This window comes from Zhongshania aquatica (genome assembly GCF_027257955.1).
GTDB classification, from domain to species: Bacteria; Pseudomonadota; Gammaproteobacteria; order Pseudomonadales; family Spongiibacteraceae; genus Spongiibacter; species Spongiibacter aquatica.
On record NZ_JANZNQ010000008.1, the window covers coordinates 14,459 to 37,061 of the forward strand.

A 22,603-nucleotide genomic window follows, 5' to 3' on the forward strand; every position below is an offset into this window, starting at 1 on the left:
CCGTTATTTACGCAGCAGTAGTTGGCGCATCACACCCCGTAAAGCAGCCGGTTTAACAGGCTTAGCCAAGAAACGATAACCGGCACCTTCAACCTGAGCGCGCACCTCTATGCTGTTATCAGCGCTAATCACCACCGCGGGCAAGCGGGTATGCCAGTGGTAATTCAATGCCTCAATGAGTTGCAGTCCCGTTTCATCATTATCTAAATGGAAATCCGCGAGCACAATATCTGGTGCTGTTTCCAAACGCCACTGGCCAAGCACTTCACCGAGATTGGCCGCGCTAAAAACACGACAGCCCCACTGACTGAGCAAAGCCTGCATTCCTGCGCGAATTCCCACCTCATTATCGATACATAAAACGCTAATACCGGCCAGCTCAGACTCTAAATCAACGGCATTGCTCTTAACCAGACGCTCCTGCCGCTGCCCAATGGGAATCTTAATAGCAAATACGCTGCCCCGGCCTTCAACCGAGTGGAGGGTAACTTCGTGACCAAGCAAACCACTAATCCGCTGAACAATCGACAAGCCCAAACCTAGACCTTTATCAGAATCATTGTGAACAGCGCCAGGAGCCCGTTCAAACTCATCAAACACCCGCTGCTGATCTACTTTAGAAATGCCCGGTCCGGTGTCCCAAACCTGAATCAAAACATGGTCACTACGGTGTCGACACGCCAATAAGACCCGACCCACGCGAGTGTAGCGCAGGGCATTGGAAAGGAAGTTCTGAATCACCCGCCGTAATAATTGCTGATCACTGTAGACCCATAAATTCGAGGGTCGAAAACGCAAGGCCAAACCATTTTGCTCAGCGATTAAGCCACATTCACGAGCAAGCGGTTCAAGCATCTCCCGCAAACAAAAATCTCTACGGTCGAGTTGAATATTTCCAGAATCCAGACGGGCAATTTCCCGTAGCGAGGTAATTAAATTTTCCGCACCAATCAGCGCCGAATCAATATGCCCAACCTCCGCAGCCACATCACTGTCTTTGCTGCGATACATCAATGCAGCCGTAAACAATCGTGCAGCACTGATAGGCTGTAATAAATCATGACTCGCCGCGGCGAGGAAACGACTTTTACTGGCGTAAACGGTGTTTAGCTCTCGCTCTATTTTAGCCCGCGCTTGATTCTCATTGGCCAGTGAATCGTTTGCCGTCGCTAGCGCGGACGTGCGCTCAATAACACGCTGTTCTAACTGATTTTTGGCCTGATCCAACTCATTGAACATACGCCGATATTCACTGATATCAGTGTAAGTGGTTACGTAGCCACCCCGCGCCATTGGCGTACCGCAAATTTCAATTACCATACCGTTGGGCAGCACACGCTCAATACGATAGGGTTTACCACCGCTCAACAAATCCAAACGCCGCGTAATTGCAGTGTCTACATCAGTATCGGCATTTTGCAAATAGCCGCGTTCAGCATTGAACTGATAGACCTTAGCGATGGGACAACCGATATAAAGCAAGCGCTCGGGAAAACCAAATAATTCAACATAGCGACTATTCCACGCGACCAAGTCTAAATTCGCATCGACCACGCTAATACCTTGGGGAATAGTCTCCAAGGTGATTTGCAGTAAATCTTGACCAAACTGCAACTGCTTTGAAGAGTCGCCAATCAATAACACAAACTCATCAAGTTGCAGGGGCTTTTTACGCTGCAATAAATCAAGAGTACGGTGAGCAGACACCGCACCAACAATTGCAGCCAAGGCCTCCTCAACGTCCTTTACGACGAACCGTGGCACAGGGTCGTTTGGCAACAAACGTTGACCGACACGCTGCTCAAATCGCTGCCACAATTGCTGACTACGCTCATTACCCAATAAGGGCGTCAACATCCGCTGCAATTGCCAGCTTTCAATTTTGGTCAGTTCGAAGTCGGCTTTTTGATATCCCCGAGCCAGACGAAGCTGGGTAAAGGCTCTTGCCTGACGCAATTCAATAGCTCGAAACCGGCTTATCGCCGACACAGACGCGAGACAAAGGCAATTAAGTAATAAACTCCAAAACACGCCGTGGGTAAGTGGGTCAAAGAAATCGACTCCCAACAAAGCCTCGGGCCGCAGCCACGACATACCGAATAGGCCCTGCGCGAGAAGGGGATGTTCACCACCCAATAAAGCAGGAAGCAAAAGACAATAAAACCACAGCGCACCACCGGCAAATAAGCCTGCAATGACGCCACGCGAATGTGCTCGGGGCCAATACAGCGCCGCAAGAATAGAGGGCAGCAATTGCGCAGCGGCGGCGAAGGAAAGTAAACCCAATGACGCCAAACCGCCACGATTGGTTAACTGTTGTTCCAATAACCACGCGGCCAGTAAAACCGCAGCAATGGCACTGCGCCTGACCAATTGCAGCCAGCGGGCATTAATGCTGTGAGCGCGATCAAAAAACTGCCACAGTGGCACCATCCACTCATTACATATCATCACCGACAGGGTGACACAGGCAACAATAACCATCCCCGTGGCGGCAGATAGGCCGCCGAGCAACGCCACTATCGCAAAACTTGTACTACCCGCCGCCAATGGCGCCGACACCACAAACATGTCCGCACCGCCACCTTCAAGTACCGCGCCACTGCCCAGTAACGACTGCCCAAGTATGGCAACCGGCGCAATCAATACACAAAACAAGGCCAAATAGACGGGGAAAATCCATCGCGCGCTGCGCATATCTCGCCGACTGTGATGCTCAACCACCATCACATGAAATTGCCTCGGTAAACACACAATAGCGGCGCCAGCCAACACGAGCTGGGTTATAAAATTTATCGGATCTGGCCACTCGGCCAATTCCCCATATTCAATATCGAAATGACGGTTGCTTGCATCCATCAATACCGAAATAGCGAACACACCTACCACAACAAAGGCCGCCAATTTTACGGTGGATTCAACGGCAATTGCCGACATCAAACCACGGTGGCGATGACGCTTATCTAAAACCCGAGTACCAAACGCAACGGTAAAGGCCACCAAAATTAAGGCGGCAATAAAACTAGTATTACTGTGATTCGCCTCCAAATTGGGCTGCCACAAATTCTGAACTGTCAGCCACGCTTGGGTGACCGCTTTTAGCTGCAAGGCAATGTAGGGAAGGCTACCCACGACCGCAATTAAAGTGACCAAGGCCGCCAAAAACTGATGTTTACCGTAGCGAGAGCCAATAAAATCGGCAATCGACGTTACCCGATTACGCGTACTCACTACCGACAGACGACGCAGGAATGGCCATCCCAGTAGAAACAAAAGAATCGGCCCGAGATAAATTGGCACAAACGACCAACCATCGTTCGCCGCCTGGCCTATTGCTCCAAAAAATGTCCAAGAGCTGCAATACACTGCCAGTGACAAACTGTATATCAGCGCGCGAAGAAGCGCCGATCGCTGGGTGTGGCGATCTGCCCACCATGCGATTAAAAATAAAAAGCCAACGTATACAAACGCCAGCAACACAACCCACTGATTTTCCAGCACCTAAGCTCACCACACCGATTTATCGGCAGTTATCTTACCAATACCCTCAGTCTAGCCCACCACAAGACTCGCGGTACTCGACTATGGTCTACATTCACACATTACTATGCCGAAGCGACCTAATGAATGACGAGATAAGCGATGGCTGGGCAGATTTACGGTATTAAGCCTTTCCCTTGACGCCACCGATGCGTAACATTCGCACTCCGGAAATCAGAGCAATCACGGTTACATGCTCTGAACCTACTCAATCCATCGAGCTATACACATACCCTATGTCTACTATTTTTATCGCCGGCCAACGCTGGATCAGCAACCCAGAACCAGATCTCGGCCTTGGTATTATTTTAGAAGCGGAACATCGCCGCGTAGTCATTGCCTTTCCTGCCGCCGAAGAAGAGCGCACTTACGCAGCCGCTGCCGCGCCCTTGTCACGGGTACTATTTCAGGTCGGCGACAATATTGATGTGCCAAACCAAGGCCCGCTCGTTGTCAAAGAACAGCAGGAGCACAACGGCTGTATCGTATATTTTGCCGAAGATGAGAATGGCGAAATACACCCAGTGCCCGAACAAATACTGAGTGCCCACATAAAACTCAGTAATGCCAAAGAGCGTTTGCTGGCTGGCCAAGTAGAGCATCATCGTCGTTTCGCCCTACGCGCCGCTACGCTTGAGCAACAAAATACCAGCCAAGCCGCCAGCACTCGCGGGCTTTTAGGCCCAAGAGTTCAGCTACTTCCACACCAAATGTATATTGCCGCCGAAGTCGCGAGCCGACCAGCGCCCCGCGTATTGCTGGCAGACGAAGTGGGGCTGGGCAAAACTATCGAAGCTGGCCTTATCATTCATCAACTACTGTTACTCGAAAGAGCGAAACGGGTGTTGATCGTGGTGCCCGACAGTTTAGTTCACCAATGGCTGGTAGAAATGCTACGCCGCTTCAACCTGAAGTTTAGTATTTTCAATGAAGCCCGCTGCCGCCTGATCGATGAATATGAAGACGAACCCAGTAGTGTTTTCTTCAACGAAGAAGAATCGAAAGAAAAAGAAGAAAATCCCTTTGAAGATGCACAGCTCGTCATCTGCCCGCTAAGTTGGATCAGCAGCCACCCTCGCCGCCAAGATCAACTCAGTGAAGCCGGTTGGGACATGTTGGTGGTTGACGAAGCTCACCATTTACACTGGCACGAGGACGGCAGCTCTTCAGACGAATACAAACTTGTTGAACGCCTCAGCGCCGAAATTAACTCTGTATTGCTACTCACGGCGACGCCTGAGAATGCCGGTATCGACGGGCATTTTGCACGGCTTCGCCTGCTCGACCCGGCACGCTACCCCGACTTAGCCGCCTTCCTAGAAGAGCAGGACCATTACGAAGAGATTAGCGATCTCATTCAGGGTTTAGCCGACACACCGGATACCGCACTGGCCGAGACAGATTTCTGTCAGCGATTGGAGGCGCTATTGGGCAGCGAGCAAATCAACGCGCTGCAAAAAAGTCCTAGCCCAGAACAATTGGACAAAGCCATCCGCGACCTTCTGGATCGCTTCGGCACTGGTCGCATGTTGTTTCGAAATACCCGTGCCTCTGTCGGCGGTTTCCCCCAGCGTGTTCTCCACGAGCATCCACTCGACAAACCCGCAGGATATGAACAAGCCTGCACCACCGCGACCGTTCAAGAAACACTTCACCCCGAGCAATTACTTGGCGCGGCGTGGTTAAAATCAGACCCAAGAGTTGCATGGATAGAAAAGTTCTTACTACAAAATCCCGACGAAAAAGTCCTGCTAATCGCTGCGGATTCAAGCGCTGCAAGGGATCTCGAATTACATCTGCGTCTACGTCGTGGCATTGCCAGCGCCGTCTTCCACGAAGAGCTCAGTCTCATCGAACGTGACCGCGCCGCAGCCTACTTTGCAGACCCAGAAGAAGGCGCCCAACTGCTAATCTGTTCAGAAATTGGCAGCGAGGGCCGCAACTTCCAGTTCGCGCAACACTTAGTGCTGTTTGATCTGCCCTTAAACCCAGATTTACTGGAACAGCGCATTGGTCGCCTCGACCGTATCGGACAACTCGGCGACGTTAACTTACACGTCCCCTTCTACACAGACAGTGCTCAAGAAAAACTACTGAACTGGTACCGCGACGCACTCAATATATTCACCCAACCCTGCACAGTTGGAAACGCGCTGATGCTGGAATTCGGCGACAAACTTACCACCGCACTTGCCAGTACAAACGACGCCGCTATCCGAGCGCTCATTGCTGAGGCCGCAAGTAAAGCCACTGAACTACAAGAAAATCTTCGCAAGGGCCGCAATCGCTTGCTGGAATTAAACTCCTGCCAGCCACAGCGCGCTGCAGAACTAATTAGCGCGCTTGAAGAAGAGCAACGCAGCGACACCCTAGCCGAATACCTTGAAATGCTCGCCGAGCAGTTCGGCCTAGACCATGAAGATCACAGTGACAATGCGATCATCCTGCGCCCCGGCGACCACATGATCACCGAGGCATTTCCGCATTTACCGGAAGATGGCATTACCGGCACCTTTAATCGCGATCGCGCGCTTAGCCGCGAAGACATGGCCTATTTCAGCTGGGAACATCCCTTGGTAAGCAGCGCGATGGATATGGTGATGTCCAGCGACTTCGGCAGCGCAAGTATTTGTACTATCGCAGTAAAAGCATTAAAACCAGGAACACTGTTACTAGAAGCCTTTTTCAGCCCAGCGGTGCAAGCGCCCGCATGGCTGCAATTACAACGTTATTTACCTGCGCAAAGCTTCCGCCTAGTTACCGATCAACAGAATCGCAATTTATCGAACGCGGTGGCACACAGTAAATTAAATCAACTGGCACAAGGCGTTAAGAAGACATTGATGCCCGTATTACTGCGCGAAGTGCGTAACAGCATCACTGCGATGATTCCCCATATAGAAGGTCTTGCCGAAGAGGCTAGCAAAGAGTGGATAAGGACTGCGACCGAAGCTTATGAAGTGGAGCGTCACAATGAACGCGAACGCTTCGAGGCATTAATGAGCCGTAATCCCAATGTAGAAGCCGCCGAACTGGACAGCTTTGATCAGGAAACGGTAGTAGGTTTGGCCGCACTAAAATCACTACAATTAAATATGTCAGCACTGCGACTGGCCATTGTTAGTCAGTAATTTGCCAGACAACGGACTGGCCGGAGAAAATCATGTACCTATTTTCAGTTAACGCCACGGCCAAAAAAACCCAAGGCGAATTCACCGAGGGCGAAAGCGCGCCGTTTATTGTTTATGTCGATTTCAAAGACATGTTCGGCGCAGAAAAACTCGCGCAGCTTTTTGTAATGGCAGAAGGTTTTCGCGATGTCACAATCATTAAACGCAAACTCATCGACAACGCGCAAATACCTAAAAATCCAGCCCTAGCAAAAGATCCACAAATTCTTGAAGCTTTAACTAAAGGCTACTGTGTGCAAGCGTTTAGCGCGCATTAACTGGTAACTTCAGCAAAGCGAAATGGTGGTCTACCTTTCCTCTCTAGAAATACCAATGCTAGCTAGGCGCCATCATTTATTCTTTGCGTCCATCTTCGCCTTTAAATCCGCAAAGGGGTTAAAGGTCGCCGCATTAGATTTCTTTTCTGTTGTACTGCCATAGCGCACGAGGTTTTCATGTTTCGTATGTTCCTCGTCATGACAATAGATACACAATAACTCCCAATTACTTCCATCAGAGGGGTTATTGTCATGATTATGATCTACATGGTGAACAGTTAACTCAGACAAGTTTTTGCGATCGAAGTCACGCGCGCAGCGCCCACAAACCCATGGGTATAATTTTAAGGCTCTCTCTCGGTAACCCGTTGCGCGCTTCGCATTGTATTCCCGTTGCTCCGCCAGCACCTGATCGAGAGTTTTTTTCTGGACTGTCATTGACTCACCTATCGAATTTTAAATGCAGTTCTTTTCCCAAGTGTCTGAACCGCCATATACAAGCCTTCGACTAAGTCATCCCCAACCCGATAGAGGATTACGCCAGACTGCTTACGAGATTCGTAATGGCACTCACTCACTGCCCGTGATACTCCGACGGTCTAAGCAATCTTCATCCTGACCCTTTTGATGCGCTTTGTGCAAGTATTTAGCGAGCGTTCTTACCGAAAGACACACCACACGTCGCTCACCAACAATCGCGAGGGCCAAATACCATCCGCCTCTTTGATGGGTAGCAGCTAAAACACGAAAATTAGTAGTACAAAATACATACAAATAGTTTCTAAAAAAATTATCGAGCCCGGCACTCATCTCAATAAAACCAAAAGCCGATCTCCAAGGCCTTAACCCATATTCAAATTGCGCAAAAGAACCGCCTGCTACTTTCTGATGATGGCCAACTTTTGCTACTGAACAGCGATGACCAAGTTATACTCAAACTATAAGAACTATGAAATAAAAAAGGCGCCGAAAGGCGCCTTATCATTTAGCTCAGTGCTGATTACAAGCTCAGTACCTTTTCACCGCGAGCAATACCCGACACACCGCTGCGCACTACTTCCATAATCGCCGCTTCGCCGACTGCTTCTAGAAATGAATCTAGCTTGTCAGCCGCGCCGGTAACCTGAATGGTGTAGACACTTGGGCCAACATCGACGATCTGACCGCGGAAAATATCAGTGCAGCGTTTGATTTCAGCGCGTTGCGCACCGGTAGCACGCACTTTTACTAACATCAACTCGCGCTCGATATGTGAGCCTTCTGACAAATCAACCAGCTTCACGACATCGATCAAACGATTAAGATGCTTGGTGATTTGCTCAATTTTGTGATCATCACCAATTGTCGTCAGGGTCAAACGCGACAAGGTTGGGTCTTCTGTAGGAGCCACGTTAAGTGTCTCGATGTTGTAGCCACGCTGTGAAAACAGTCCGACAACACGCGACAAAGCACCCGGCTCATTTTCCATCAATACCGAAATAATATGTCGCATCATGTACGCTCCGTCTTGCTCAACCACATATCGCGCATCGATCCGTTAGGCGCTATATGCATAGGGTAAACATGCTCGTGCGGATCAACGTGAATATCCATAAATACTAAGTCATTTTTACGGGCAAAGGCTTCTTTCATTGCCTCTTCCAAATCACTTAACTGAGTCACTTTAATACCAACGTGGCCATAAGCTTCGGTCAGTTTGACAAAATCTGGCAGCGAATTTTCGTAAACGCTTTCTGAATAACGGCCTTCATATTGCATGTCTTGCCACTGTTTAACCATGCCGAGATAGCCATTGTACAAGCTGATAATTTTGACCGGAATATTGTACTGGGCGCAGGTAGACAGCTCCTGAATATTCATTTGAATACTACCTTCGCCAGTGACACAGGCTACGTCAGCATCAGGGAAGGCCAACTTGGCACCCATCGCGGCTGGCAAACCAAAGCCCATCGTGCCGAGACCACCTGAGTTTAACCAACGGCGCGGCTCATCAAACTTATAGTACTGAGCGGCAAACATTTGATGCTGGCCAACGTCAGAACTCACATAGGCTTTGCCGTGGGTTACTTTGCACAGAGTTTCAATAACCTGTTGCGGCTTGATATATGGCGTAGAGATGTCATAGCGTGGCTTAACCCACAAGCCATGCGCATCGCGCCATTCATCAATTTGGCTCCACCAATGTTTGAGCGACGAGGCATCTGGCAAACTGCTGTCGGCCTGGCGCATTTCGCGAATTACCGCTAACAAGTCCGTCAGCACAGAATCCACTGGCCCAACGATAGGTACGTCTGCAGCAATTGTTTTAGAAATAGCAGCAGGATCAATATCGATGTGAACAATCTTTGCGCCTGGGCAGAACTTGGCGCAAGTATTAGTAACGCGGTCATCGAAACGCGCGCCCACTGCCAAAATTACATCGCTGTGATGCATGGCATTGTTGGCTTCGTAAAACCCGTGCATACCCAACATGCCAAGGAATTGACGATCACTTGCCGGATAAGCACCCAAGCCCATTAAGGTATGGGTTACTGGGAAATTCAGTTCACGTGCCAACACCCGCAATTGCTCAGAGGCATTGCCCTGAACGACACCGCCGCCAGCATAAATAACTGGGCGCTTAGCGCCAAGCAGTAAACTGGCGGCCTTCTTAATTTGTCCTGAGTGGCCGCGTGCAGCTGGCGTATAAGAGCGCAACTTCACCTTTTTAGGGTAGTTGTACTCAAACTTGTCATGAGGGTTGGTTAGGTCTTTTGGCAAATCGATGACAACAGGACCAGGACGACCGCTAGACGCAATATAAAACGCCTTTTTAATAATCTCAGGGATATCTTCGGTGCGAGAAACCTGGAAGCTGTGCTTTACGATGGGACGAGAAATACCCAGCATATCGGTTTCCTGAAAGGCGTCTTCACCAATCAGATGGCTCATGACCTGACCTGACAAGACGACCATTGGAATTGAATCCATGTACGCGGTCGCAATACCGGTAATGGCATTGGTTGCGCCGGGACCAGAGGTGACCAAGACCACGCCAGGTTTACCCGTCGCCCGCGCATAACCATCGGCAGCGTGAGTAGCTGCCTGCTCATGGCGGACTAAAATATGGGGTACTTTGCAGCTTTTAAACAAAGCATCGTATATATGCAGTACTGCACCACCGGGATAGCCGAAGATGAATTCAACACCCTCGTCTTCCATGGCACGCGCGATCATTTCGCCGCCAGATAACAACTCCACTGAAATATCCTCGATTCAGTTTGAATACGCAAAAATCTTGTTAATAGCATCGCGGAGGCAAATCCTCAGCAATAGGTATGAAACAAGAACAAAGATGTCGAAACACATTACCACCGGTTCCCAGCCGACACGGCTGATTTCCGGGCGAAACGCCAAAATGCTGCCAAGCAGCGTTTATATGCATCGCGGGATAACGCGGTGCGGGCAATCTCGCAACACAGGTCATGTGTCTGCAGAGTGAATGGAACTACACGTATGTAGCAGTACGACACGATGAGTCATACTCTGTACTTAGGCCGCAGGTAAGCGGCGCGGAAAACAGCCATTTGCTATCGTAAAGATAGACCGCGTATTTTTTAGCCTACAGCCATCTATGTCAATACCAAACAAAGACTTAATTCAGGTGATTTGCCTATAGCAGATTAAAACGCCAAAACTTAGCGTTGTTTTAGAGGCAGTTTTTCCACGTTGCTATTAATCTGCCATAATCTCAATAACTAAACGTCACGGTCATTATCCATTATGAAAAATACGGCCCTCACAATTGCACTTTGCGCTGGCTTACTAGCCGCATCCTTTTCTGCCTACGCAGACAAAACCGGCTACTACCGCTGGGCAGACGACGACGGCAAACAGCACTTCACCCAACAACCACCACAGGGCCGCAAATACTACTTTGTAGAAACCCGCGGCGGCGCAACAATGCAGAGTGAAGAATACGGCAATGAGGCCGATGATACTGGTAGCGAAGCGGAGACCGATTCGGCAAGCAATGATGCGGCCCCCGCCAAAATGGAAATAATTCCACCGAAGAGCCCAGAACTGTGCGAGAAGGCCAAGGCCAATATGCAATCATTAAAAGCCAATGGTGCCAGAATACGCATTACCAACGCTGACGGTAGCAGCAGAATGCTAAACGCCGAGGAAATCAAAGAACAAGAGAATCGCGCACAACAGGTCATCAAGCTTAATTGCAATTAATCGCTTATTTAGATTCGCTGGAAGGCCATATACAAACCACTGGCGGCTAACGAAATGGCCGCCAGTGGAAATGCCTTTTTCTGATACCAAGCATGGAAGCTATATCGATACAGAAGTGGCAATACCAAAATAACCAGCGCTAACTGAGCCAGCTCAATACCCACATTGAAGCTGCCAAGTGCCAATAATTTTAAGGAGCTTGCGGCCAATAAATCGGACAAGACACCCGCAAAACCAAAGCCGTGAATTAAACCAACCCCCATCGCCAAGCCCCGCTGAAAACGCGCATCAACATCCATCAATGCCAACACGGCAGCCAAACTAATTGATAACGCAATCGCAATTTCCACTGGTTGTGATGGCAGACTAAACCATCCCAAGCTCGCCGCAACCAAGGTAAAACTATGGGCCAAGGTAAACATGGTGACGACCAAGGCAACATCGGTAAATACCCTACGCAGGGGCAGTTGAGCGCCGTGCTTTCTGTGCCGCGTTGCAGGTAGTAACAACGCTAATAAAAACAGCATGTGATCGTAGCCCAACAGCAAATGCACCGCGCCCTGCCAAAGAAATACTTCGGCGGTATCTAGCGCGGAAACCCGCTCATTTAACTTAACCGTGTTTTTGGACGGCGATAACACGCCAAGTTGTTTTTCACCGCTGAGGTCGCTCACCAACAATGCTCGGTGCAGCGGATCCACATCGAATAACAAAGAATAGCTGAGCTGAGCCCCCGATTGCGCCAAGCAGTTGGAGCGAATCAACCACGCCCCATAGGGCCCGTCGCTATGCTCGCTAAGCCCAGCAAATTTAATGACTAAGGGACAGGACTCATCATCACTACTTATCGAAATTCGCTCCGCCAACAACTGCGAAAACGCAGCCTCGGCAGTACGCAGCTCGCCCCATTCGACCTGTGAATCATTATTCAAATCCAACGACTGGATTCGCTGCATATCCTGCAGCGCAATATCTAAACGTATTTGGTCTGCGGTGATATACATAAAGCTATCGCTAGCCTTATGGGCTAACACCGAGCGAGGGAAAGCTACCGATAGGCCCACTAGCAATACAAGTAACATGACACGTGACATCATTTATCTGCCTCGCCATTAAATGCGTCACGCGCGCGCTGTAGAATAAGCGCATCGGGCCATTCACGTTGATGCGCCCAGTTTTGTTCTGCCATATCTAAGGCGGCTTGCGGATTTTGTTCAATATCCAGCAAGAATTGTGCGTAGGCGCGTTTATGTAAAATCTCTCCACGCCAAAGGGCTTCATCAAAACGCTCGCGCAACATGCTCGTTAACGCGACACCGTCTCCCAGTTGTTTCTGAGCGATAGCACGGCTCACGGCCAACGCATCGACCGATAAATAGTCTTCGGTAAGCGGTATTAGCTGCTGATAATCACCATTCGCAAGCAAGACTCCAGCTAGGCGGGCGCGGGCATAGAGATCGTCACGATTCAGTTGCAGGGCAAGTTGCCATAGTGCAATCGCATCGTCGCGCCCAGCCCGCTCTGCAATATCCGCTAGAGTACCGCTTGCCCAAAGCAAAGCGCGGCGATCGCTCAACACGCCGAACTCGGCCATTGCGTGTTTGAGATCACGATAGGCAATTTGCGGATTATCCACAGCCTGCAGCTGCTGCTTGCAACTTGCGGCATAAAGACTATTTTCAAATCGTTTAATTGCAATGCAGGCATCATCCGCGGCGGCGTAATCGCCGGTCACAAAATTAATCGTAAACCGCATCATTAGCGACTCAATAGTGTCGCCCTTTAAATCTGAAATGGTATTTAAGTCCGCAACCGCCTCATCGAACATATGAAGACTTTGCCTAAGTGATGCGCGGAAAAAATAGAAAATAACATCGCGGTCATCGACAGGAATTAACGCGAGTTCGCGCTCAGCATCACCTAGAAAACGAGGGTTAGCCGTATTCCTAAAAGAAATTAATGCCTGCTCAACCGAGTCTAAGTGCTCTTGAGGTGTTTTGTTTAAACTAGGACTAGCTGGTGCAGGTATTTCTGTAATTCTAAATATAATCGCCTTGTCGTCTGACGGCTGATAGATCTCTGGCCCATCAATAGACGCGCCCGAAACCTGTGCGCATAAAAATACACAGTTCGCTAAAAGGAATACCCGCAAAAAAATAACGCGGCGATGAAACCGCCGCGCTATTTCTTGGGTCTTGCTTCGACTATTAAAATTACAGGCTATTGACATCAATCGGGTCAAAACTGTCTGCAATATTTTTGTCGTTCACTGACACTGGTTCGCCATTTGGAGCTTGCATGGACACCGATGTGAGTAACTGACTAGCCGTTAGCGGCGTATTACCGCCACCTGCCGCTTTACCATCGTATTTACTATCGCTGTTACACGCCGCTAAACCGAGGGCCAAACTAAGAAACAGGCTACATTTAATGATGGTGTTCATAAACGTCTCCTTATTGGCTAGCCAATCCTGCGCCAGGAATCGGAGTGTTCAAGTAAGGGAACACTGTGAGGTAATCCGCTTTAGATGGCAAAGCACCATCGTTTACAACTGCGCCGGAATTAACCACAGACGGAGACGAACCACTCAAATCGCAGGTCTGAAGCATATTTGGATTTGGGGTAGGATCAGACGCATCTAAGCCGCCAACCGCACCTTCCGCAACTGACAAGGCAATGTCGACGACATCATCAATTGGACGACGGCCATTCGGGAAGCCGGCAAGATCGCAACCAAGAAAACCGAGATCACTTTGCAAACCAAAAGCAGTGGGAGCAACACCCGTGTTCAATCGCAGCATCTCACCGGGAACCGTCAGGTTTGCAGGCTTTGTCAAACCCTCTACACCGGTAACAAAGGCAGCCAAGAGGTCGTTTCTTGGCGTTGTCGGAACGGTGGTCGCCCCAGGAAATAAGACATCAACCAACACAGGCAGCGTCGGATACAACACATATGCACCAAAATTGCCTACATCACCAGACGGCTCACTCGCGTTAAACTTGTCTTTATCGGTAATACCAATGACAACTTCGTTAACTAATGGGCTACCCAAACGAGAGACCTGCGTCCACGCACCAATCTCAACTGACGGACCTTTTCCTGATGCAGTATCAGTAGGGCCAGTCGGTGAGGGGTTAAGGACACGGCCCTGACGTTTGCTGGCAGTTGTCCAAGCACCGATGACTGGATCATTGCCACTCGTTAAGCAGCTTGAAGGCACTTCTAAGGCGAGAGATGTCACGTTTTTGTCGCCAATGGTATTGCTACTCGAATCGCGCGCACCTAGCGGGTTCAGGTTTACCTGGTCAAATACTTCGCCCAAATTTACTACGAAGCCTTCGCGACGCTGTCCAACGAACAGTCGACCGGGCGTAGCACAGCCAGGAATGGCGACGTCATAAATAAACTGATCGGCGTAATTTGCGTACTGAGGAATCGTGTTAGTACCGATATTGTCTACGGGTTTAGTGAATGTGCTAACACTGCCACCTGAAGCAGTAATTGGATTACTAGTCCCTGTGCGTCGGTCACCGCTCACCAGGTTGACTGTATATGTCTCTACCACGTTGAGTAAACCAGTTCCATTACCAGAACCACGGCCTACTGCTGCTAATGGCACTTGAACCTCGGCGCCATCAGGACCAATTGCTATGCCGCCATTATTAATCAAACCCTCTGCATTGGCTTGACCGTAGGCATTATTAAATTGAAATTGGAACGTTAAATCTTCAACAGCGTCGCCGTCATTGTCGATATGAATTTCGTATAGCGCGGTGGGGTCCATGGTGAAATAGTTTGGACCACCGTAAGCATCTTGCAAGGGCTGGTAGTTGGCGATCAAAGTGACGAAGTCGCCACGACCAGCTTCATAACTGCGGAACATATAAAAATCGGTACCATCTACTTTAGGTGAGCCTGCAATAAAGGGGGCCTCCCGATGGCTAGATGCGATTGCGAACTGACTGACGACAGCAGCACTGAGTAATGACAGTGCGAACACCTGTCCCCTGGTAGATATTTTCATCTTAGCACCTCGGTTATTATGGATTGACCGCTGTTTGTACGCGCCGCCATTCAACACAGATCACTAAAATAAAAATATCTACCTAGGACTTACACCTATTTCGAATAAAATCCCTACTGCAAGCGCGCCACCCCGAAGACGATGTCATCGTCTTCAACCGCCGCATTTATCACCTGCCCAGGGCTAAATTCACCCTTAAGTAGGCGCTGCGCAAGAGGATTTTCAAAATGCTGCTGTATCGCCCGCTTCAGTGGCCGCGCCCCATAAACAGGATCAAAACCGACATCAGCTAAGCGCTTCATTGCTTCATCACTAACTTCTAAACGAAGCTCTCTCTCCGCTAAACGGCTATTCAGAATATCGATTTGAATACCGGCGATGGCCCTAACTTGCTCCCGGTCCAGCGGTTCAAATACAACTAGCTCGTCAATACGATTGACAAACTCGGGCCGGAAATGTCCGGACACCACATTTAGCACCGCGTCGCGAATTTTTGTATATTCGCTACCAGCCAAGGTCATCTCTTGAATAACGTCTGAGCCTAAATTCGACGTCATCACGATAACGGTATTTCTAAAATCAACGGTTCTGCCTTGTCCGTCGGTCAAGCGACCGTCGTCTAGTACCTGCAGCAAAATGTTAAACACATCGGGATGCGCTTTCTCCACCTCATCTAAAAGTAACAACGAATAAGGTCGGCGACGCACAGCCTCGGTTAGGTATCCGCCCTCTTCGTAGCCAACATAGCCCGGAGGCGCACCGATCAAACGTGCGACCGAATGTTTCTCCATAAACTCCGACATATCGATACGCACCATGGCGTCTTCACTGTCGTAAAGGAACATCGCCAGCGCTTTACAGAGTTCGGTTTTACCCACACCGGTTGGCCCTAAGAACAGGAAAGAACCGTTGGGCCGATTGGGGTCACTAAGACCTGCACGGGAGCGCCGCACCGCATTCGACACCGCATCCACCGCCTCAACCTGACCGATCACGCGGCGGTGCAATTCATCTTCCATACGTAGTAATTTATCGCGTTCACCTTCCAGCATTTTACTGATGGGAATACCTGTCCAGCGCGACACAACCTCGGCAACCTCTTCCTCAGTTACCTTGTTACGTAATAATTGCATTTCACCATGATCAACCGAATCGGCGTCGAGTAGTTTCTTTTCTAAACCCGGTATCACGCCGTATTGCAATTCTGACATACGCGTTAGATCGCCAGCGCGACGGGCACTGTCCATATCCAACTTCGCTTTTTCAAGATCCACTTTAATTTGCGCAGAACCTTGAAGCGCTGCTTTTTCACCCTTCCAAATTTCTTCCAGATCGGCAAACTCTTTGCCCACTTTTTCAATATCTAAATTCAACTTTTCTAATTGCTTACGCGCCGAGTCATCATCTTCTTTTTTCACCGCTTCGCGTTGAATTTTTAACTGAATTAAACGCCGCTCCAATTTATCCATCACCTCCGGCTTGGAATCGATTTCCATACGAATACGGCTAGCCGCTTCGTCTATTAAATCAATCGCTTTGTCGGGTAGCTGACGATCTGTAATGTAACGCTGTGATAATTTCGTTGCGGCAATAATCGCAGAGTCGGTGATATCAACACTGTGATGTACTTCATAGCGCTCTTTCAAACCACGCAGAATCGCAATGGTGTCTTCCTCAGACGGTTCTTCAACCAATACTTTTTGAAAACGACGCTCCAGCGCCGCGTCTTTTTCTATCGACTGACGGTACTCATTTAGTGTGGTTGCACCCACGCAATGCAACTCGCCACGCGCCAAAGCGGGTTTCAGCATATTACCGGCGTCCATGGCGCCCTCGGCCTTACCCGCGCCAACCATGGTATGCAATTCATCAATAAATAATATAACGCGACCTTCTTCTTTACCGAGTTCGTTCAAGACCGCTTTTAAGCGTTCCTCAAAATCGCCACGGAATTTTGCACCCGCCAATAGCGCCGCTAAATCGAGGGAAAGTACGCGCTTGTTCTTTAAGCCCTCGGGTACTTCGCCATTGACGATTCGCTGCGCTAAACCTTCAACAATAGCCGTTTTACCCACACCGGGTTCACCGATGAGCACGGGATTGTTTTTAGTTCTGCGTTGCAACACTTGGATGGTACGACGGATTTCATCATCGCGACCAATCACCGGATCGAGCTTGCCGGAGGCAGCTCTTTCGGTAAGATCTATCGTATATTTATCTAGCGCTTGCCGTGATTCCTCTGCAGCGGCGTCGTTAACCGGCTGACCGCCACGAACCTTGTCGATAGCGGCAACCAAGGCCGGCTTTGCAACACCATTATCAGTCAATAATTTTGATACATCACCGCCAACGTCTAGCATCGCCAGTAGCACTAGTTCACTGGATATATAGCTATCCTGACGTTGCTGAGACAGCTTGTCGCAGACATTAAATACTCTGGCTAGCGTTTGCGACACATGGACATCGCCACCGGCGCCTTGCACTGTGGGCAAACGATCCAGCTCAGTTGCAATTTTTTGTTCTAAAGCCGGTAGATTTGCTCCAGATTGCGTGAGTAATGGCCGCACGCTGCCGCCCTGCTGTTTTAACAAGGCAGATAGCAAATGCACCGCTTCGATATATTGGTGGTCCTTACCTAATGCGAGCGATTGCGCATCGGCAAGTGCAGTTTGCAATGAATTAGTAAAACGATCAGCACGCATGTCGGGCTCTCCAAAAAATCATGATTCGACAAAGTTAAACTTCATCTTCCTTGATCTATAAATGGGGGGTTACTAGGAAAAATTCAAGGCTAGATAGAATACGCGGAATTAACTATACGACTACTTGATATAGATCAAACTGAGCTGACGACCCGTTTGGCCATCGCGACGAAAGGAGTAAAAACGATCAGCATTTGCATAAGTACAAATGTTGCTGCTACCAACCCATGCCAAACCTAGACTTTGAAGCTGGGCGCTGGCGAGGGCATTCAGATCGGCGTAAAAATGCCCGGCTTTTTGCGGAGACGGGGTAAACGCTTGGGCGATTCTCTCCGCCGAGACAGCGCCAAAATTTGCAATAAATGCCTGATACACCTCCGCACCAACTTCAAAGTGCGGGGCAGAAATAGCCGGTCCAATCCAAGCCATCAACTCTTGAGGCGGACAATCAAATGCTTTTACCGTATTAAGTAAAACCCCGGCACACAGACCTCGCCAACCAGCATGGGCGGCAGCTACCGCGCCGCCATCGACTCGACAAAATAACACCGGAAGACAATCAGCGGTTAACACTGCACAGGCGCGGGACTTGTCGCGAATAATACTGGCATCAAAATCAGAGGGCGACTCGATAAGCGAAGCATCGCACACATCCACCCCATGAACCTGATTCAACCATGAAATAGAGTTCAAACCATCACAAGCAGCAATCAATGCACTACGATTTTTTTCAACGCTGGCGGCATTATCATTAACATGATCGCCAAGATTAAAACTAGCGAAGGGTGCGACACTGGCGCCCGCAAAACCCGCGACACCATTACGCGTGGTGGACAAGGCAAGGACATTAGCGGGCGCTGGCCAATTTGGGACGATAAAATGATCCATAAACATCAACCACACGTCTTCGACATGCAGAGCGCATGCCGAGAAAATGGCCGACCCAATCTAGCGAACATCTTCCGATGCCAGCACGGCAAGCAGCGCTTTCATATCGTCGGGAAGTGGCACTTCCCACGACATGGTGTCGCCGGTAATAGGATGCTCTAGCTCCAACTTACGAGCATGAAGTGCCTGACGACCAAAGCCGCGAAGCGAGGTAATCAATAAATCCGTGGCCCCCTTAGGCAGACGCGGGCGCCCGGCATACAGAGGATCACCCAATAATGGGTGTTTTATATGCGCCATATGCACCCGAATTTGGTGAGTACGGCCAGTCTCTAGGAAACAGCGAATGTGGGTGTGATTAAGGAAGCGACGCGTAACACGATAGTGAGTAACCGCTTCCTTGCCGCCAATTTGCGACACGGCCATTTTAGTACGCTGACGCGGGTGGCGACCCATCGGCTCATCTACGGTACCTCCGCCTGTCATGGTGCCGAATACCACGGCGTCATATTCCCGATGAACCTCCCTAGACTGAAGTTGCGCAACCAGACTGGTATGAGCTTCTATAGTTTTAGCGGCAATCATCAAGCCGGTTGTATCGCGATCAAGGCGATGCACAATACCCGCACGAGGGACTTTATCAATTTCTGGGAAGTGATTAAGCAAGGCGTTCAATAATGTGCCATCTGGATTACCCGCTCCGGGGTGAACCACAAGACCAGCAGGTTTATTAATCACCATGACATGCTCATCTTCATAAACAATATCAAGGTCAATCGGCTCGGCTGCCGAGCGCACTTCTACTTGGAGTTCCGCCTTCAAACACAGGGTTTCGCCATCCAGCACCTTGTCTCGGGTACGTCTAAGCTCACCGCCTACGGTGAGTTCGCCACTTTTTATCCACGTTTGCAGCCGCGAGCGGGAATACTCGGGGAACAACTGCGCGGCAACTTGGTCGAAGCGCTCGCCATTGTGGCTGTCTGGGACTATTTCCTGTCGTTCAATAATCTCGGTCATATGTGATTCTTTATACCATCATCCGGCTGTGTTTAAATAGCAGGCCCTCGTTAAGGCAAGGGGTCGTTGGGGATATTCCGCTATTTGGAAAAATTACATGAAATCTGTCGTTAAGGTCTGTGCACTACTGTTTATCACCGCTTTGGTCGTCGGCTGCGCCGGCAAACCAGATCGTCCAGATTTGTCTGAGCGGGAAATATACGAAACCGCGCAAGGCTACCTGAAAAGCAAGAACTTTGCATTGGCTGTTGATAATTTACAGCTATTGGAAAGCCGCTATCCGTTTGGTCCTTACGCCGAACAAGCACAGCTTGAAATCATTTACGCTCACTACCGTCGTGGCGACAATGAAGCCGCCGTGGCCGCCGCAGACCGCTTTATTCGCCTGCATCCACAGCATCAAAAAGTCGACTACGCCTATTATATGCGCGGCTTGGCCAACTATACCGATGGTGAGGGCTTTCTAGAACGCTTTATTCCCACTGATATGACCCAGCGCGATCCCGGATCAACCATCAAATCCTTTGACGATTTCCGGCAGTTACTTCAGCGCTTCCCAGACAGCGAGTACGCAGATGACGCTAAAGCACGCATGATTCAATTGCGTAACCGCTTAGCTCGCTACGAAATCAACGTTGCCAATTACTACTTTAAGCGCAAAGCCTATCTGGCCGCCGCCAATCGTGGTCGCTATGTAATCGAAAACCTGCCACAAACGCCTGCTACACCAGACGCGCTGGCAGTCATGGTTCAAGCCTACCTACTGTTGGGCATGGAAGACCTTGCCGAACAATCACTGACGGTATTACGTAAAAATTATCCCGACCACCCGTCACTGGATAAGAATGGTAATTTTATTAGCCAAGTGGGGATGGATCAGGAAGGATCTATTATAAATAAAGCGACACTAGGCTTATTTGACCGTTACGAACCGCCAAAATTTGATAACCGGGAAGAAAATTGAGACCTTGCTAGACGTCGGAAGACTGACGCCAGACGTGTAAAACCGCAAAGCCCGAGGTGTAATAATCTCGGGCTTTTTTATAGATCTGTAAGACTCTCAGAATAGCTGCGCCGGCTGAAGCTGAACTACAGACCGTTCGTCAGACGTCCGACTCCCGACGTCCAGCAGTCTCCTCAATATACTCCTGCAATTTAGCCTCAGCCTCATCACCAAAGAGAATTTCGCAGGCCTCTTTCAAACCTGGCGCATTGATAATGTCATCGCGACGTACCACCAGAGAAATTTTGGAGCGGCGGCGCAGAAAGTCGTCTAACTTGGTAATCATTTCACGGCGCGCGGCATGCTCTATTTCACAGCGTAAGTACTCCGCGTTCTCAATTAAGAGCTCCGCACCGCTGGGGTCTTCTCGAATCATCTCCAGCATTTCTAGGGCACTGCTACCGTAGCGACGCCACAGGCGCTGGGTTAAGGGTTCAGAGGATGTTTTGTCTGTTAAATCATCAAGCCCCATCAACATCGCTTGATGCATAAACTCCTCTTTCACGCTATTACCCGGTTCGCCATACCAACATTTTTCGGGAAACGGAACTGCGACACCCAATTTTGCAACAATGTCAGACACCTCATCCCCCACATTGAGGCAGTCTGTGAGTTTGCCGCCAAAAATGCTCAAATGTTGATCATTACTGTTTATATCAATAGCGTGCTTACGCGACAGTTTTACCCAGTCTGCAACGCCATCCTGGCCTTTTAACGCCAATGGCCGAACACCACAGCGCTCGGCAATAATGTCATCGACGGTTAATGGCCGCTCTAATTTCAACAGGGCGTTTACATTATCGAGCACAAACTGACGATCTGCAGGGCTCATCTCGACCTCTGGGCTAACTTCTTGGGTATCGGTGGTACCAATACAGGTCTTGGGTCCCATTGGAATCACGAAAAACAGACGCCCATCACTGGCGAAGAAGGTAAGAATTCGCTGGGTGTCTGATACGCGGTCAACAATGAGATGAACGCCTTTAGAAAACAAGTGGCGGTGTTCTGTGTGCTGACCGGTGAGTTGATTATGCGTGTCGACGTAAGGTCCGCAGGCATTTATTAACACACGGCTGCGCACTGTAAATGTCTCGCCGCTGAGATTATCTTTCAGGCGAGTACGCCACAAGCCGCCTTTGCGCTCAGAACCTTGGGACTCGACGTAATTCGCCGCAATGCAGCCATAATTTAAGCTAGACCGAATAAAATTAAATACGAAGCGCGCATCGTTGTCGTATAGGTAGCAATCAGAGTACTCAAAACCTCCCGCCGCATGAGAAGTATCAATTACCCCCTCTCGCTTGCTTAAGCCCGCTGGAGTTAAATACTTTGGTGCGCGGGTAACAAAGCGACCAAAAATCCAGTAAACAATGGTACCGAGATAAACGAGGAAAGCCGGAAATCGAAAGCCCTTCTGAATCGTGGTGAGGAATCTAATTTCCTTTACCGTCGACGGGTAGCTCCGCATAAGATGGTTACGACTGCGACACAGCTTATCGACCAAAAAATACTCGTGGTTTTCTAAATATTTAATGCCGCCCCAGGCCAAATTAGACGAATTGGAACTCGTGAGTCCTGCAAAATCACCTTTATCAACCAGGGCGACCTTTACGCCTTTTGCTGCTAATGACGCGGCAGAAACCGCGCCATTTATACCCCCCCCTAAAATAAGGACGTCGAAATAGCCGTCGCGCAGTTTACTTACATTACTTGTCCGTAATTCCATTGCGGCCCCGATTGTTAGTTAACAATTCATTC

16 protein-coding genes are annotated in these 22,603 nt (G+C 49.5%); 4 read left to right on the top strand and 12 right to left on the bottom strand.

The window, feature by feature from the left end; translation table 11 throughout:
• Positions 1–3: 3 nt before the first annotated feature.
• Positions 4–3,501: a hybrid sensor histidine kinase/response regulator gene (locus tag O9X78_RS09745; RefSeq protein WP_269619458.1), complete on the bottom strand. Its 3,498-nt coding sequence runs from the start codon at positions 3,499–3,501 to the stop codon at positions 4–6.
• A 275-nt stretch (positions 3,502–3,776) separates the two neighbouring features.
• Between O9X78_RS09745 and rapA the strand changes: the two genes are divergently transcribed.
• Positions 3,777–6,671: an RNA polymerase-associated protein RapA gene (gene rapA / locus O9X78_RS09750; RefSeq protein WP_269619460.1), complete on the top strand. Its 2,895-nt coding sequence runs from the start codon at positions 3,777–3,779 to the stop codon at positions 6,669–6,671.
• 32 nt (positions 6,672–6,703) lie between these two features.
• The gene (locus O9X78_RS09755) at positions 6,704–6,988 is read left to right on the top strand and encodes a hypothetical protein (protein WP_269619461.1); all 285 of its coding nucleotides are present in this window, start codon (positions 6,704–6,706) and stop codon (positions 6,986–6,988) included.
• A gap of 72 nt (positions 6,989–7,060) precedes the next feature.
• Here the strand turns inward: O9X78_RS09755 and O9X78_RS09760 are convergent, their stop codons facing one another.
• The 3 genes from O9X78_RS09760 to O9X78_RS09770 form a co-directional block, all read right to left on the bottom strand.
• The gene (locus tag O9X78_RS09760) at positions 7,061–7,426 is read right to left on the bottom strand and encodes a YajD family HNH nuclease (RefSeq protein ID WP_269619463.1); all 366 of its coding nucleotides are present in this window, start codon (positions 7,424–7,426) and stop codon (positions 7,061–7,063) included.
• A 562-nt stretch (positions 7,427–7,988) separates the two neighbouring features.
• A complete protein-coding gene (ilvN, locus tag O9X78_RS09765) occupies positions 7,989–8,480 on the bottom strand; it encodes an acetolactate synthase small subunit (RefSeq protein ID WP_103683381.1) in 492 nt (163 codons plus the stop codon).
• Positions 8,480–10,228: an acetolactate synthase 3 large subunit gene (locus O9X78_RS09770; RefSeq protein ID WP_269619465.1), complete on the bottom strand. Its 1,749-nt coding sequence runs from the start codon at positions 10,226–10,228 to the stop codon at positions 8,480–8,482. The genes ilvN and O9X78_RS09770 overlap by 1 nt, the downstream gene beginning before the upstream one ends.
• A gap of 522 nt (positions 10,229–10,750) precedes the next feature.
• Between O9X78_RS09770 and O9X78_RS09775 the strand changes: the two genes are divergently transcribed.
• The gene (locus tag O9X78_RS09775; protein ID WP_269619467.1) at positions 10,751–11,209 is read left to right on the top strand and encodes a DUF4124 domain-containing protein; all 459 of its coding nucleotides are present in this window, start codon (positions 10,751–10,753) and stop codon (positions 11,207–11,209) included.
• 8 nt (positions 11,210–11,217) lie between these two features.
• Here the strand turns inward: O9X78_RS09775 and O9X78_RS09780 are convergent, their stop codons facing one another.
• The 7 genes from O9X78_RS09780 to rluD form a co-directional block, all read right to left on the bottom strand.
• Positions 11,218–12,306, bottom strand: coding sequence for a HupE/UreJ family protein (locus O9X78_RS09780; RefSeq protein ID WP_269619468.1), 1,089 nt, complete (start codon positions 12,304–12,306; stop codon positions 11,218–11,220).
• Positions 12,303–13,439, bottom strand: coding sequence for a hypothetical protein (locus O9X78_RS09785; protein ID WP_269619470.1), 1,137 nt, complete (start codon positions 13,437–13,439; stop codon positions 12,303–12,305). Before O9X78_RS09785 ends, O9X78_RS09780 begins: the two co-directional genes overlap by 4 nt.
• The gene (locus O9X78_RS09790; protein WP_269619472.1) at positions 13,423–13,653 is read right to left on the bottom strand and encodes a hypothetical protein; all 231 of its coding nucleotides are present in this window, start codon (positions 13,651–13,653) and stop codon (positions 13,423–13,425) included. The genes O9X78_RS09785 and O9X78_RS09790 overlap by 17 nt, the downstream gene beginning before the upstream one ends.
• 10 nt (positions 13,654–13,663) lie before the next feature.
• Entirely contained in the window at positions 13,664–15,235 is a 1,572-nt protein-coding gene (locus O9X78_RS09795) for a DUF4331 domain-containing protein (protein ID WP_269619474.1), read from the bottom strand.
• Positions 15,236–15,348: 113 nt separating this feature from the next.
• Complete coding sequence (clpB, locus tag O9X78_RS09800) at positions 15,349–17,937, bottom strand: ATP-dependent chaperone ClpB (protein WP_269619476.1); 2,589 nt, start codon at positions 17,935–17,937, stop codon at positions 15,349–15,351.
• Between the two features lie 120 nt (positions 17,938–18,057).
• Positions 18,058–18,825, bottom strand: coding sequence for a peptidoglycan editing factor PgeF (gene pgeF / locus O9X78_RS09805; RefSeq protein ID WP_269619477.1), 768 nt, complete (start codon positions 18,823–18,825; stop codon positions 18,058–18,060).
• A gap of 60 nt (positions 18,826–18,885) precedes the next feature.
• Entirely contained in the window at positions 18,886–19,842 is a 957-nt protein-coding gene (rluD, locus tag O9X78_RS09810; protein ID WP_269619479.1) for a 23S rRNA pseudouridine(1911/1915/1917) synthase RluD, read from the bottom strand.
• 97 nt (positions 19,843–19,939) lie between these two features.
• On the opposite strand from rluD, the gene O9X78_RS09815 reads away from it, so the two are divergent.
• Positions 19,940–20,806, top strand: a complete 867-nt coding sequence (locus tag O9X78_RS09815) for an outer membrane protein assembly factor BamD (RefSeq protein WP_269619481.1) — start codon at positions 19,940–19,942, stop codon at positions 20,804–20,806.
• Positions 20,807–20,945: 139 nt separating this feature from the next.
• Here the strand turns inward: O9X78_RS09815 and O9X78_RS09820 are convergent, their stop codons facing one another.
• Positions 20,946–22,571: a glycerol-3-phosphate dehydrogenase/oxidase gene (locus tag O9X78_RS09820; protein WP_269619483.1), complete on the bottom strand. Its 1,626-nt coding sequence runs from the start codon at positions 22,569–22,571 to the stop codon at positions 20,946–20,948.
• Positions 22,572–22,603: the final 32 nt, after the last annotated feature.

What these genes read in the sequence shown, in the direction of transcription:
- rapA (WP_269619460.1), top strand. Translation starts at nt 3,777, where the DNA reads ATGTCTACTATTTTTATCGCCGGCCAACGCTGGATCAGCAACCCAGAA.
- O9X78_RS09755 (WP_269619461.1), top strand. Translation starts at nt 6,704, where the DNA reads ATGTACCTATTTTCAGTTAACGCCACGGCCAAAAAAACCCAAGGCGAA.
- O9X78_RS09760 (WP_269619463.1), bottom strand. Translation starts at nt 7,426, where the DNA reads ATGACAGTCCAGAAAAAAACTCTCGATCAGGTGCTGGCGGAGCAACGG.
- ilvN (WP_103683381.1), bottom strand. Translation starts at nt 8,480, where the DNA reads ATGCGACATATTATTTCGGTATTGATGGAAAATGAGCCGGGTGCTTTG.
- O9X78_RS09775 (WP_269619467.1), top strand. Translation starts at nt 10,751, where the DNA reads ATGAAAAATACGGCCCTCACAATTGCACTTTGCGCTGGCTTACTAGCC.
- O9X78_RS09780 (WP_269619468.1), bottom strand. Translation starts at nt 12,306, where the DNA reads ATGATGTCACGTGTCATGTTACTTGTATTGCTAGTGGGCCTATCGGTA.
- O9X78_RS09785 (WP_269619470.1), bottom strand. Translation starts at nt 13,439, where the DNA reads ATGTCAATAGCCTGTAATTTTAATAGTCGAAGCAAGACCCAAGAAATA.
- O9X78_RS09790 (WP_269619472.1), bottom strand. Translation starts at nt 13,653, where the DNA reads ATGAACACCATCATTAAATGTAGCCTGTTTCTTAGTTTGGCCCTCGGT.
- O9X78_RS09795 (WP_269619474.1), bottom strand. Translation starts at nt 15,235, where the DNA reads ATGAAAATATCTACCAGGGGACAGGTGTTCGCACTGTCATTACTCAGT.
- clpB (WP_269619476.1), bottom strand. Translation starts at nt 17,937, where the DNA reads ATGCGTGCTGATCGTTTTACTAATTCATTGCAAACTGCACTTGCCGAT.
- pgeF (WP_269619477.1), bottom strand. Translation starts at nt 18,825, where the DNA reads ATGGATCATTTTATCGTCCCAAATTGGCCAGCGCCCGCTAATGTCCTT.
- rluD (WP_269619479.1), bottom strand. Translation starts at nt 19,842, where the DNA reads ATGACCGAGATTATTGAACGACAGGAAATAGTCCCAGACAGCCACAAT.
- O9X78_RS09815 (WP_269619481.1), top strand. Translation starts at nt 19,940, where the DNA reads ATGAAATCTGTCGTTAAGGTCTGTGCACTACTGTTTATCACCGCTTTG.
- O9X78_RS09820 (WP_269619483.1), bottom strand. Translation starts at nt 22,571, where the DNA reads ATGGAATTACGGACAAGTAATGTAAGTAAACTGCGCGACGGCTATTTC.